The organism is Liquorilactobacillus satsumensis DSM 16230 = JCM 12392 (assembly GCF_001435195.1).
Taxonomy (GTDB): Bacteria; Bacillota; Bacilli; order Lactobacillales; family Lactobacillaceae; genus Liquorilactobacillus; species Liquorilactobacillus satsumensis.
In genome coordinates this window covers 213,165-226,246 of the sequence record NZ_AZFQ01000053.1, presented here as the reverse complement: position 1 = coordinate 226,246, position 13,082 = coordinate 213,165, and the positions used below count along the sequence as shown (strand labels likewise).

Genomic DNA, 13,082 nt, shown 5'->3' with positions numbered 1-13,082 from the left:
TAGAAAAAATATCTAAAATTTGTAATGGCTGTAGCAAAAATTAGACTGTACTTAGTATTGAAATCGACTGAGAACCAAAATAAAATTATTCTGCATGAATGGATGATTAATCAGATAATTGAAGATCTTAAAATTAAAAATTTTTATATTTTGGGCTGTCAGTGTAAGTATGAGTTACATGTATTAATTTTGTTTGTGTTCACAAAGGGTATCGTCAGTGGTCATTGCATTAATACCTTGGCAGAAGAAAATTTGGCAACCCGCTGTTGACACAATAGCAAGTTCCAACTTACCGAACAATTTATTTCTCTAGAATTTCAGACGAGGTTAAAAGCTTGGTAAATCAATGTATTTAAAAGTTAGTTAATAGTTTTGTTTAACGCAGGAATACTGTTTAGACAATTTTAATCGTGTATTTTTCTGGAAGAATTACATGAAGCTAAGTTTAGATGTCAGCTCTTAGCAGAAATACGTTTTATTTTATGAAATAGAATAGCTTAAAATATTTTAATAAAAAGGGCAGCAATGAAGAGAGGTAAAATTTATTGAATATATGAAATTTAATTATAGTAATTAAAAACTAAAAAAAGTATCAGGGCTCTTAGGGCAAATAGGGTATACTTTTCAACTCATTTTGCATGTGTAATTTAGTCTTCCCTTCTAGATTAGTGTGCTAAAGTACCTTTTCACAACGTTATGTTCCTTTATTTTGACAAAAGCTGGAATTCAATATTTAATTAAAAGCACCACTATGATAGGCTTTATAAGTTCTTTTGGGTTCCATTTTGGGAAGACCAAATTGCGCCTAAATTATTAGATGGCAAAAATGTCATCATCGCAGCACATGGTAATTCATTGCGGACCCTCACAAAATACAGCGAAGGTATCTCAGACGAAGATATCATGGGTGTTGAACTGGCAACTTGTCATTGCTTTTTTATGCTATTAAGCTAGTTTTTAAATATCGATTTTTATAAAATAATAAAAGCGAAGTGCAACAAAAAATTTGACAAAATATGTTTTCGCACTATGTAATGGCCTGTTCTCGGTATTCTACTGGGATCAGGTTATTTTTGTCCATTGAAATTAGTTGGTGAAAGAGTCATCGATTTTGACAGGGACCGTTTTATCAGCAATTACAGTTTCTACGCTGTATCGGGCCCATTTTGAGAGAGCTTCAATAAATTCTGCGAGTGTATTCCCGGCAAAATGGCTTACAAGCAGATAGCAGGCTTGACCAGAGACTTTATAGACAGCGGTGACTTCCTGATAGGCATTAGCAAAGTGTTCAAAGTCTTTGTATTTATTTGAATCCATAAAAACTCTAATAAATTGTGTTTGAGAGTACTTGATTTCAATCTTAAAGCGTTGAATGGTCCCGTTTTGTTGCAAATGGGCGATCCTATTACCTACAGCTTGCCCTGTCAGGTGAATGATTGCACCAATTTCTTTATTGGTAAGTTTGCTGTTTTGACTGAGAATTGTCAAAATCTGTCTGTCAATCTTGTCCATAGAATCTCCTTTTTCAGCATCAAAGTTTTAGTGTGTTTTTTCTTTCAGCAAGTTGTTTATTGCTGACAGATCTCTTCTGTATACTTAACTATAGCAAATCTTAAAGAGAAAAGGTGATTTTGTGAGACAAGCATTAATAGTGATCGACGTGCAAAATGATTATTTTGAAAATGGCAAGATGGAGTTGGAGGCACCGCAAGAAGCATTGCAACAGATCAAACGCGTGCTAACTTTTTTTAAGACTGCTGAATTGCCAATTATTTATATTCAGCATATAAAGGAAGGTACCACGGCTGATTTCTTTGGACGTGGCACAAAGGGCGCACAGTTGCATACGGATTTAGAAGTCGACAGTTCAGCGATTGTCATCGAAAAACAATTTCCAAATTCATTTGTTAAAACCAAGCTGGAGGAGACCTTAAAGTCGCTGCAGGTTGAGCAAGTGGTAATTACTGGAATGATGACACAGATGTGTGTTGACTCAACTACGCGTGCCAGCCGCGAGTTAGGTTACAACCCGATTTTATTGGCGGATGCAACTGCAACTAAAGCACTTAGCTTTGGTACTAATAAGGTCGCGGCTAAGGATGTTCAGTATGCCTTTTTAGCAGCATTACAGAGTTTTGCGCAAGTTCTTTCTACGACAGCTTATTTGAACCGCTTTAACAAATAAAGGAAACAGGTTATTTATAGTTGTCAGAAATTGTAAAAATATGCTTGACAGAGTTTGTGTGAGAGATTAGAATGCAAGATAAGTTATTAATCAAATTTTAATCAATTGATCTTTTGAAAAGAAGAGTAACGGACATTGATTGAGCACAGAGAACCTAATTTAGCTGAGAATAGGTCTTAATTGAGTCGGTGAAGATGAGCTTGGAAATAGAAGTATTTGGTGAAAGCCAACTATTCGGTAGGAACCGTTAATTTCCCGGATATTTATGCGAAGTAAGTATCGTTGAGGCATTTTTAACAATGCAAATTAGGGTGGTACCGCGATTTATTCGTCCCTTTATTTACTAGAATTTTAGTGAATAAAGGGCTTTTTTTATGGATTTTGTGACTGGTAGCGGCGACAATGTGATGTATCTAAGTAAAGGGCTTGTTAGCTTTTAAAAACATGCAAAAATTAATAAGGTATAAAAAGATGAGTAGTTTGACACAATTATTTACAGAGAAGGCTAACTGGATGAGAATAGCCGATGAGAGTACAAATGAAGATGGTCTTTTGTTGGAATCTGACGTGAATTTAGTTAGCGTCAGACAGGGATGCCTGTTACAGCATCGGGGTTTTGAAATGCATTCATGACCTAATGAGGATAATTGAAGTGATTTGATTATCGAATAACGAGTGGTAAAGCGATAACACGCCTCGTAGTCAGCAATGACTGCGGGGTGTTTTTTTTTAATGAAATTTGTGGAAAAGGTCGATTTTAATATAAGGAGTGATCAAGATGACTAGAAAGGTTGTTTTAAGAGTCGGTAATAACTTCAAACCAATTGAAGTGAAACAAAATTGGATTTATGCACTGTTCATTGTAGGGCTCTCAAATAATTTAGGTGAACACTAAGGACAAAGTTTAAAAGTAAGTTACCGCGCTAAGAGTATTTTTTAGTAAAGCTGATAAGCAGTTCTGCTTGTTATGAGTAAAAAGGATGGGAATGAAGACAACCATGGCTAAAAGTGAAGTTGAAGTTAATCAAGATGGCACTGTCCGGGGGCTTTCGAACTTAGCAGTCCAAATGATTGCTTTTGGAGGATCAATTGGAACCGGCTTGTTTTTGGGGGCAGGGAGTACCATTCATCGTACTGGGCCAGCGATTTTATTTGTTTATTTAATGATCGGAATTTTTTTCTTTTTGATGATGCGTGCGATTGGTGAGATGATGTATGCTGATCCTCAACAGCACACTTTTGTTTCCTTTATCGGAAAATATGTCAGCCCACAGTTGGGATATTTTGCAGCTTGGAGTTATTGGTTAGAGCTCGTTTTAGCAGGGATGGCAGAGCTTACTGCACTTTCAACCTATGTTAAATATTGGTTTCCGGGGACTTCTTCTTGGATGGTTCAAATAGTCTTTTTGTTAATATTGACAGCTGTTAATTTGGCAATGGTCAGCTCTTTTGGAAAATCTGAAATTCTTTTATCTGGGATAAAGATTTTGACGATTTTGGTTTTAATTATAATTGGTTTTTTTTTAGTAACAACGAATCATCATAATCCAGCCGGTACCCAAGCTTCTTGGGGAAACGTTTTTGCACATTTTGAACTTTTCCCGCATGGTTTTCACCAATTTATTAACGCTTTTCCAATGGTTTTCTTTGCTTTCCAAGGGATGGAATTCGTCGGGATTACAACTGCCGAGACCAAAAATCCACGAAAAGTACTACCACATGCGGTTAATCAGATTATCAGCCGGATTCTCCTCTTTTATATTGGGTCGTTGTTAGTAATCATGGCGATTACACCGTGGAAGACCCTTAATCCGAATGAGAGCCCTTTTGTTCAAATTTTTAAATTAGCTGGACTACCAGCAGCTGCACAGGTTATTAACTTGGTCGTGATTGTAGCAGCTTGTTCAACCTTGAACAGTGCGATTTTTTCAACCGGGCGCCATCTATACCAATTGGCAGAGGAATCATCGTCAAAGAGCATGTCCTTTTTCACACAGGTTTCTAAAAATGGAATTCCAGTTGCTAGTGTGCTTTTTTCAGCGTTGATCATGGTTTTAGCACCTATTATTAGTGCATTTAATTCATTAGGAACGGCATTTTCGTTCATTTCGTCTGTCTCAAGTGATATCTATATTTTGGTCTGTATTTTAACAATGAGCGCCCATTATAGGTATCGGCACTCAGTAGATTTTAAGGTTGATGGATTTAAAATGCCGCAATATCGCTGGGCTAATCCGCTCACAGTTATTTTCTTTTTTGCAATTTTTGTTAGTTTGTTATTTAATCAAGCATCAATTTTTCCAGCACTCGGTGCACTGGCTTGGGCACTTGGCTTTAACTTACTATTGCTTTATCGCCAGAAGAAATTGAAGCGAGTTGATGTTCAAGGTTCTTAATAGGGGGTTTTTAAATGAGTTTAAGTGATCTAAAAAATGAACTAATTTACCATAAACTGGAAGATCGTTATCTTGTTTTGCCTGCGACTGGGGCAACGGTTGGAGAAGCAGCCAAAGTATTGCAGGTTGATCCAGATGCAATTGCTAAATCCTTAGTTCTAAATGTTAACGAACAGCCGACAGTGCTTGTGTTGAGTGGCAATGCACGGTTGGATAATCATCATTTTAAAGAAGAATTTCGGGTGCGTCCGCGCTTGCTGCCTGCAACTGAGGTGCAAAAGGCTACGGGGTATCCTGTCGGTGGGGTGAATCCCATTGGGTTGAATAATGCTTTGCCAGTTTACCTGGATACCTCGTTAAAGAATTTGACGTGGCTGTATCCGGCAGCAGGCGATGAGTACCATGCATTAAAATTAACGTTGACCGAGTTGATCACGTTAAGTCGTCCAGTGAGGTGGGTAAAGGTCAGCAAATAAGAAGTGCTGACAATCACCGGGAGGCTTCGAGCGTAACCTCGAATTGCCATTAGTCGGATTGTGACGATTGGCAATTTGAGGTTAGGCACAAAAGACTGGTGAGCGGAACACGTTAATAAGAAGTGCTGACAATCACCGGGAGGCTTCAAGCGTAACCTCGAATTAACCTGATTACTATAATTCAAAAGAGCGACTTCATCCCTCATAGTAGGAATAAAGGCGCTCTTTTAAATTTAACGAAATGCTTGGACTTCGCTTGCAGTAATTGCATTTTGAATACTTTTAGCCAGCTTGGGAATTCCAAGTTCAATTTGTTTTTCGGTTACACCTGAAAAATTTAAACGCATTCCGTTTTTCTTATTTTTATGTGCATAGAAAACTTTTCCAGGGACAAAGCTAATCCGGTCAGTGGGAATACAGGTCTCACTTAGTAACTTTTGAGTATCAAGGACTTCCGGCAAGGTTAGCCAAATGAAGAAGCCGCCTTCTGGTTGGGTGTAATGAACATCTGCCGGCATTGTTTCACTAAGAACGGTAAGCATCGTATCTAAACGGCTTTGATAAGTTGCCAGCATCCCTGTGATATGTTGCTCTAAATTATTGTTTTCCAAGTACTGATTGAGTGCTGCTAAAACAATACTGGGCGTTTCTAAGTCGCTGCTGGTTTTTAATTTACGCAGATGGCAAATGGTTGCTTGATCTGCCACGATCCAGCCGACTCTCAATCCTGGCATTAGAATTTTGGAAAAGCTGCTGACGAATATAACATGTCCATGGCGATCAAACGATTTAAGCGCAGGAAGCTTTGCGCCCTTATAACGTAAGTCGCGATAAGGTGTATCTTCAAGAATGAAAAAGTCATATTTTTCAGCCAATTCAACCAATTTTTGGCGTTTACTCAATGAAAGTGTTACACCTGTAGGATTATGAAAATCAGGAACGGTATATAACAATTTGATATTCGGATGCGTCTGCAATACCAGCTCAAGCTGCTCGAGATTTAAACCGTCTTCTTCAAGTGCCACGTCGTAATAACAAGGATCATATTGATCAAAGGCTGACAAGGCGCCAACATAAGTAGGTGCTTCAACAACAACTCCATCTCCAGCATTCAACAATAACTTGCCGATCAAGTCTAGCGCTTGTTGACCGCCTTGGGTGATTAAAATATTTTCACGGTCAGCTTTAATGCCTGCTGTTTGACCAGCTCGGTGTGCTAGACGTTCGCGTAATTTTTCAAAACCATTAACAGTATTATATTCAAAAATTTGGTTGCCTGCTTTATCAATTGCTTGGTTGAAAGCCCGTTTCATTTGTGTGATTGGGAAAAGGTCAGGATTAGGGTTCCCCGCAGAGAATTTGATACCATCCTCACCTAAACTGCCGCCAAACATTTCAGCTAAGCGGTCTTCCGAACCCAGCATAACACGATCTGCAAAGATATCATTCATGTATACTTTTCTCCTTAAACTTTATTTTCTGTTTCTCTTTTTACGTTGGTTTTAGTATATCCTGTTTTTTTGAATAAATAAAATTCAACTTTTTCATTAAAGAGTGAATTTTATTCATCTATGTTCAAAAAGCTATTTAAGGCAGTTTTAACAGCTTGATTGTTCAAATGTGCATCACGAGCATTGCGCGACATAATTTTGATACAAAAAAAGCAGCACAATGTGTGTTTAGCTTTCGAAGGCAAAGCCTAGGGAAGACGCCCACAGTCCATTTTAGTGCTACTAATTGCCTATTTTTAGATTGTTGTGTTTAAATTGTGCTAGCAAATGTGTCCAGGATTACCAACAATTGTTTTTCCTGCTGGTACATCATGCAAGACAACGGCGGCAGCACCGACTTTAACGTCGTCATTGATTGTAACTGCGCCTAAAATAGTTGCCCCAGCCCCAATGAACACACGATTACCGATTTTAGGGTGTCGGCTGGAACCGTGATTGGCAATACTTCCTAAAGTTACACCATGGTAGAGCACGACATCATTACCAATTTCTGCAGTTTCTCCAATTACAATTCCTGTACCATGATCAATTAAGAGGCGTTTGCCGATCTTAGCACCCGGATGAATCTCAACTCCTGTAAATAAGCGTGAAATTTGAGTTACCAGCTGTGCACTTAAGCAATGATGACGGCACCATAAATGATGCGATAAACGGTATAGCCACACCGCATGTAGCCCGGAATAGGTCAAAAGAACTTCCGCAGTGGAGGTTACAGCAGGGTCATAGGCGCGAATCATTTTAACTTCTTCTCTAAGTAAGCGGATTTTTTTAAAAGAGCATTTGTGTTTAAGGTAAGTTTTGAATTCCATTGGACTCAGCTCCTAAGTTATAATTGTGCTTCAACTTCTGTAATGGCTTGATCTAAAATCTGCAGTCCGGCTGTTAACTCTGCGTAACTAACTGTTAATGGAGGCGCAATTCTGAAAACTCCGCCCTTTCCTGGAAGACAAACAATATTCATGTGCAGCCCTAACTGAAAACAGCGTGTTGTGATTGAGTTACCTAATTCTGCAGCCCGTTCCTTAGTAGTAGAATCTTTAATAATCTCAATTCCTTGCAGCAAACCGCGACCGCGAGCATCACCGACAATTTCGTGTGTCGCTACCAGCTGCTGGAGTCCTTTGTGTAAAAACTGTCCCTTCTCAAGGGCTTGCGCTGCCAACTGGTCACGTTCAATAATGTCCATCACAGTACAGCCAACCGCTGCTACCAAAGGATCGTTAACATGCGAAGTATAGAAAATAAAACCATTAGCGTAAGCTGCTTGTTCAAGTTGAGCGGTCGTCACCAAGGCAGCAAGCGGAAGGCCTGCTCCCAAAGTTTTAGAAAGCGTCAAAATATCAGGAGTGACTTCTTCATGTTGGAAGGCATACCAATCGCCAGTCCGAGCAAAGCCGGTTTGCGCTTCGTCAAAGATTAGCAGCATTCCGCGCTCATGACATTTGCGTTTTAAAGCTGCAAGGTATCCGGGAGGCGGAACTAAGATGCCACCGCCAGAAACGATTGGTTCAACAATACAGGCGGCTAAGCTGCCAACAGACTGAGCATCAACCATTGAAAAACCATAATCCAATTGTTTCTGCCAGTCTAAGCTACCAGCAGCATTAACAAAGTCAGGTCGATAAGAGTATGGCGTAGGGATAGATAGTTGACCAGGAGAGCCGGGGACTCCGAGCTTGCGCGCTGCAGAATAAGTTGCCCCAGCACTGGCTTCCGTAACTCCATGCCAGGAACGATTAAAAGAGACAACTTCAAATTTTCCGGTAACCGCTTTTGCAAGTCTTAGAGCGGCTTCATTAACCTCTGAGCCGGTGGTCAAAGGGATAACCTTAGGGAGTAAATCAGCAGTACTGTGAGCAATCTTGGTACATAGATTAATACTAGGTCGGGACAGCATTCCACTGAATAAATGGTCTAGGCGACCGCTAGCTTGTTGAATTGTTTGGACAACTTCCGGATTCGAATGGCCCAGCGTTGAACTCATTTGTCCAGAAGTAAAGTCTAAGATCTTACGGCCGCTTTCTGTATAAATATAGCTACCGCTGGCATGATCGATTATTTCAGGAATAAAAAATGGTGCACCGTAGCGTCCGACATGTTGTTCAACATCTTTCCAAGGATCAGTACGTTTTTCAAAGGCAGTTTTCATAGAATTCACCCCATACTTGAATTGTTAATTGCTCTGCTGTAGCTTAATGTTTATTATGATTAAAGTATTAAGTAAAAACAATCAATAAAATATAAACGGTTTGTTCAAAAAAACTAAAGGATGGTGCAGATGTTAAATACTTGGCGTCTTCAATTGCTGGTACAACTCAGTAAGTTGGGGACAATGCGACTTGTGGCCGAGGCGATGCTGATCAGTCCTGCCACAGTTTCAATGCAGCTAAAAATACTTGAAACAGAAACAAGTACCGTGCTTTTAGAAAAAATAGGACGTAACGTTAAGTTAACAGCGGCAGGACAGAGGTTGGTTAAAGAAGTCAGTCCCATTTTGAATCAGTTGGAAAGTGTAACCAATGAATTGCAAGATTCTGCCCAAGAGGTTCAAGGAACAGTCAGAATTGCTGCTTTTTCAAGCGCTTTGCGTGCACTAGTGCTTCCCGCAGTCGCACAGGTAAATGATTCTTATCCGCAAATCAAGATTATTTTAAACGAAATGGAGCCTGATCAAAGTCTGCCGGGACTTCAAGCGCACCAATTTGATATCGCGTTAATTGCTCAGTTGGGAACTGGGAATGCTTTGACAGATCCAGAGTACCAATTAATTAACCTTGGGGCTGATCAACTTCAAGTGCTCGTTAATCAAGCCAGTCCTTTGGCCAAAAATGAGAGTATTTCAATCGATTTACTAAAAGAACAGGCTTGGATGTTAGAGCCGGATACTGCATATTTGACTAAAGCTGTGCGGCGCCTTTGCCAGCAAGCAGGTTTTAGTCCAAATGTCAGCGGAATCTGCCAAAGTTATACTACGTTGCAGGCCGCAGTTAGTCATAATTGGGCGATTGGTGTGCTGCCGACGTTAGCAGTGACGCAGACAGCGAATGTTAAGCTGCTTAACTTACAGCCGGCCACTTTGCGACAGATTTTTTTAGCCGTGCGCAAACCGCAGGCAAGAGTCCGTGCAATTCAGATTGTCGTTCAAGCAATTCAGGAACAAGCAGCAGCGCTCTTCTAAATTCAGGATCATGCTTTTCAATGAGCAAACTATTCTTTTCAAGGCGAAAACAAATTGTAAATACCAAAAAATAAGCTTAAGTGCAGCTTTATTTTTGAATACTAGATTTTATCGCTTTTGTGTGATAAAAAGTAACATAAGAATTTGAAGGGTGGTATACTAAGCCCAAGTTATGATAAAAAGATTAATAACAGCTTTGGAGATTTTCATTTTAAGGAGGGGCTTTTATGAAAGAGCGGGAGACAACCAACCAAGACGGTACAAAACGTGCTTTAAGCAACCGCCATGTGCAGATGATTGCAATTGGTGGAACGATTGGAACTGGTCTGTTTTTAGGAGCAGGCAGCACAATTTCAAAGACAGGTCCTTCAGTTATGTTAGTTTATTTGGTGCTCGGATTGTTTTTCTTTTTCATGATGAGAGCAATTGGGGAGATGTTTTACTCGGATCCTTCACAGCATACCTTTGTTTCATTTATTTCACGTTATCTTGGAGCAGCAGTTGGTCATTTTACCGGGTGGACTTATTGGATTGGTTTAGTCTTTGTATGTATGGCCGAACTAACTGCGGTTGCAGCATATGTTAAATTCTGGTTTCCAGCGATACCATCATGGATAGTTGAGTTAGTCTTCTTAGGGGTTTTGGCTTGTGTGAACCTGATTGCAGCCCGTTTATTCGGCGAAGCTGAATTCTGGTTTGCAATGATTAAAATTATTGCCATTATTGCTTTGATTGTGACAGGAATTTTTATGATGTTTAGTCATTCTGCAACTCCTTTGGGACACGCTTCTGTGGGAAACATTTTCCATGATTACACGTTATTTCCACATGGCACTTTTAATTTTATCGCTGCTTTTCCAATGGTCTTCTTCGCCTTTCAGGGAATCGAATTCGTTAGTATTACGATCGGCGAGGCTAAAGCACCCCATCTGATTATTAAAAAAGCAGTTAATGAAACTTTAGTAAGAATTCTTTTGTTTTACATTGGGGCTTTAGTTGTCATTATGGGAATTATTCCGTGGACCTCTTTATCTGCTGACAGTAGCCCGTTTGTGCAAGTCTTTAAATTAGCCGGCTTTCCAGCGGCTGCGGCGATCATTAATTTCGTGGTTTTAACGTCAGCGGCATCGGCACTCAATAGTTGTATTTTTTCAGCTGGGCGCCATTTCTATCAATTGGCCACGGAGGTGCCTAAGGAAAGCTTTATGGCTCGAAAATTTGCGCGAATTTCTAAGAGTGGGGTACCTGCACCCGCAATTCTACTTTCCGCAGGATTAGTTCTAATTACACCAATTATGAGTTTGACTAATGCAACGACGTCTGTCTTTACAATTGTGACTGGGGCATCAAGTGATATGTATATTATTGTTTATATCTTGGCGATGCTTGCTCATCGTAAGTACCGTGAATCAAATGACTTTTTGCCAGACGGGTTCAAAATGCCGGCGTACAAAATCACCAGTCCATTAACAATTGCATTTTTCCTAATCATTTTCATGAGTTTGTTCTTTATTCCAGAAGATATTATCGGTGCTGTTGGCGCAATTGCTTGGACGCTGATCTTTGGAGGAGCAATGTACTTTCATGAAAATGCCGTTTCAAATGAACAGATCTGAGGCAATCTATATTTAAAAGCGTAAAAATTTGGCAAAAGCTGCAGTGCCCCAAGTTAAACAAAAAGGCACTGCATCTTTTGGCTGATCTTAAAAAATGGGTGTCTTTTCACAGGCGAACAGGCTGCGTTCCAAAAATGTCACACTTGACTTTAATACAGCGAGTGTGACTATTTTATTGTAATTAATGATAGCGCATTCACATTTGGGTATAATAAAAGTGAATTTTAATAAAGAAGGGAAGGATCTTTATGACTTTTTCAATACCTAAAGATTTTCTTTGGGGCGGAGCGGTTGCAGCTCATCAGTTAGAAGGAGCCTGGCAAGCAGGCGGCAAGGGCGTCAGTCTTGCAGATGTGATGACAGCGGGGGCTAATGGAATTCCGCGACAAATTACGGCGGAAGTTGAACCTGATAAATTCTATCCCAACCATGAAGCAATTGATTTTTACCATCATTATAAAGCCGATCTTAAGTTATTTGCTGAGATGGGATTCAAATGTTTTCGTACTTCGATTGCTTGGACACGGATTTTTCCGTTGGGAGACGAGCAAGAACCTAATGAAGCGGGATTACGCTTTTATGATGATTTGTTTGCTGAGTGTCATAAGTATGGCATTGAGCCTGTGATCACGCTTTCACATTTTGAGATTCCTAATCATTTGATAAGAAAGTATGGAGGGTGGCGTGATCGCCGGTTAATTGACTTCTTCGTGCATTTTGCAACTGTTGTTTTTAAACGCTACCGGAAACAAGTTAAATACTGGATGACCTTTAATGAAATCAACAATCAAACAAATTACAAGGAACAGTTTTTACTGGCAACGGACTCAGGACTGGTACTTGACGCTGACGATCCGCAAAGTGAAGCTTTAATGTATCAAGCGGCGCACTATGAATTAGTTGCTAGTGCACTGGCAGTGAAGGTTGGGCGGCAAATTAACCCAGACTTTAAGCTTGGATGTATGCTTAACGTGTCACCGTTATATCCTGCAACTTGCAAACCAGCGGATGCTTTTCAAGCGTTAAAAGCGATGCAGCGCCGGTATTGGTTTGCCGATGTGCAGACGCTTGGAAAATATCCGCGGCATATGGAAGCCTTTTTCAAAGCAAATGGGCTGCGAGCCGATATTACGTTAGAAGATCGCATTGTATTGGAAGAAGGGACAGTTGATTATCTGGGGTTTAGCTACTACAATTCCTTAACCGTTGCGGCCCAAAGCGACAATCCGGAGTATCATTTTGTCGGACCAGAAGCGGCAGTTGCTAATTCTTATCTAGCAACCAGTGACTGGGGTTGGCCGATCGATCCTTTGGGCTTGCGCTATTCATTAAATTGGCTTGCAGATCATTACCATAAACCGCTGATGATTGTTGAAAATGGGTTGGGTGCGCGCGATGAGATTGCAGCTGATGGTCAAATTCACGATGATTATCGGATAGCATATCTGAGAGCGCACATTCAGGCGATGAAAACTGCGATTGAAAAAGATGGTGTCGAAGTAATTGGATACACACCATGGGGCTGTATTGATTTAGTCTCAGCTGGGACGGGGCAGATGTCTAAACGTTATGGCTTTATTTATGTTGATCGCGATGATCAAGGTAATGGGAGTCTTGCGCGGATGAAAAAGGATTCGTTTTATTGGTATCAAAAGGTAATTAAAAGTAATGGACAAGACCTGTCATAAGTAAGAAGCGCGATTGTGGGTTTTTTTAGTTA

The 13,082-nt window shown here is 40.1% G+C and carries 10 protein-coding genes and 1 other annotated feature; of the genes, 6 read left to right on the top strand and 4 right to left on the bottom strand.

Annotated elements, in window-relative coordinates:
* Positions 1-1,086: 1,086 nt before the first annotated feature.
* Positions 1,087-1,512, bottom strand: a complete 426-nt coding sequence (locus tag FD50_RS10730; RefSeq protein WP_054755832.1) for an Lrp/AsnC family transcriptional regulator — start codon at positions 1,510-1,512, stop codon at positions 1,087-1,089.
* A 121-nt stretch (positions 1,513-1,633) separates the two neighbouring features.
* Between FD50_RS10730 and FD50_RS10725 the strand changes: the two genes are divergently transcribed.
* The 3 genes from FD50_RS10725 to FD50_RS10715 all read left to right on the top strand — a co-directional run bounded on the left by FD50_RS10725 (position 1,634) and on the right by FD50_RS10715 (position 5,057).
* Complete coding sequence (locus FD50_RS10725; RefSeq protein ID WP_056961622.1) at positions 1,634-2,185, top strand: cysteine hydrolase family protein; 552 nt, start codon at positions 1,634-1,636, stop codon at positions 2,183-2,185.
* A 104-nt stretch (positions 2,186-2,289) separates the two neighbouring features.
* Positions 2,290-2,524 (top strand) — a binding site (T-box leader).
* A gap of 641 nt (positions 2,525-3,165) precedes the next feature.
* Positions 3,166-4,581, top strand: a complete 1,416-nt coding sequence (locus tag FD50_RS10720; RefSeq protein WP_235803465.1) for an amino acid permease — start codon at positions 3,166-3,168, stop codon at positions 4,579-4,581.
* 14 nt (positions 4,582-4,595) lie between these two features.
* Positions 4,596-5,057, top strand: a complete 462-nt coding sequence (locus FD50_RS10715; RefSeq protein WP_056961620.1) for a YbaK/EbsC family protein — start codon at positions 4,596-4,598, stop codon at positions 5,055-5,057.
* Positions 5,058-5,290: 233 nt separating this feature from the next.
* On the opposite strand, the gene FD50_RS10710 is transcribed toward FD50_RS10715, so the two are convergent.
* The 3 genes from FD50_RS10710 to FD50_RS10700 form a co-directional block, all read right to left on the bottom strand.
* The gene (locus tag FD50_RS10710) at positions 5,291-6,508 is read right to left on the bottom strand and encodes an aminotransferase-like domain-containing protein (RefSeq protein ID WP_056961618.1); all 1,218 of its coding nucleotides are present in this window, start codon (positions 6,506-6,508) and stop codon (positions 5,291-5,293) included.
* 320 nt (positions 6,509-6,828) lie between these two features.
* The gene (cysE, locus tag FD50_RS10705) at positions 6,829-7,377 is read right to left on the bottom strand and encodes a serine O-acetyltransferase (protein ID WP_235803464.1); all 549 of its coding nucleotides are present in this window, start codon (positions 7,375-7,377) and stop codon (positions 6,829-6,831) included.
* A gap of 17 nt (positions 7,378-7,394) precedes the next feature.
* Complete coding sequence (locus FD50_RS10700) at positions 7,395-8,717, bottom strand: aspartate aminotransferase family protein (RefSeq protein ID WP_056961617.1); 1,323 nt, start codon at positions 8,715-8,717, stop codon at positions 7,395-7,397.
* 129 nt (positions 8,718-8,846) lie between these two features.
* On the opposite strand from FD50_RS10700, the gene FD50_RS10695 reads away from it, so the two are divergent.
* The 3 genes from FD50_RS10695 (at position 8,847) to FD50_RS10685 (ending at position 13,050) form a co-directional block, all read left to right on the top strand.
* Positions 8,847-9,746: a LysR family transcriptional regulator gene (locus FD50_RS10695; protein ID WP_056961614.1), complete on the top strand. Its 900-nt coding sequence runs from the start codon at positions 8,847-8,849 to the stop codon at positions 9,744-9,746.
* Positions 9,747-9,973: 227 nt separating this feature from the next.
* Positions 9,974-11,362, top strand: a complete 1,389-nt coding sequence (locus FD50_RS10690; protein ID WP_056961612.1) for an amino acid permease — start codon at positions 9,974-9,976, stop codon at positions 11,360-11,362.
* 248 nt (positions 11,363-11,610) lie between these two features.
* The gene (locus FD50_RS10685) at positions 11,611-13,050 is read left to right on the top strand and encodes a 6-phospho-beta-glucosidase (protein WP_056961610.1); all 1,440 of its coding nucleotides are present in this window, start codon (positions 11,611-11,613) and stop codon (positions 13,048-13,050) included.
* The last annotated feature ends 32 nt before the right edge of the window (positions 13,051-13,082 follow it).

Excerpts from the sequence above, each read along its gene's own strand:
- FD50_RS10720 (WP_235803465.1), top strand. The coding sequence starts at position 3,166 with ATGGGAATGAAGACAACCATGGCTAAAAGTGAAGTTGAAGTTAATCAA.
- FD50_RS10710 (WP_056961618.1), bottom strand. The coding sequence starts at position 6,508 with ATGAATGATATCTTTGCAGATCGTGTTATGCTGGGTTCGGAAGACCGC.
- cysE (WP_235803464.1), bottom strand. The coding sequence starts at position 7,377 with ATGGAATTCAAAACTTACCTTAAACACAAATGCTCTTTTAAAAAAATC.
- FD50_RS10695 (WP_056961614.1), top strand. The coding sequence starts at position 8,847 with ATGTTAAATACTTGGCGTCTTCAATTGCTGGTACAACTCAGTAAGTTG.
- FD50_RS10690 (WP_056961612.1), top strand. The coding sequence starts at position 9,974 with ATGAAAGAGCGGGAGACAACCAACCAAGACGGTACAAAACGTGCTTTA.
- FD50_RS10715 (WP_056961620.1), top strand. The coding sequence starts at position 4,596 with ATGAGTTTAAGTGATCTAAAAAATGAACTAATTTACCATAAACTGGAA.
- FD50_RS10685 (WP_056961610.1), top strand. The coding sequence starts at position 11,611 with ATGACTTTTTCAATACCTAAAGATTTTCTTTGGGGCGGAGCGGTTGCA.
- FD50_RS10700 (WP_056961617.1), bottom strand. The coding sequence starts at position 8,717 with ATGAAAACTGCCTTTGAAAAACGTACTGATCCTTGGAAAGATGTTGAA.
- FD50_RS10730 (WP_054755832.1), bottom strand. The coding sequence starts at position 1,512 with ATGGACAAGATTGACAGACAGATTTTGACAATTCTCAGTCAAAACAGC.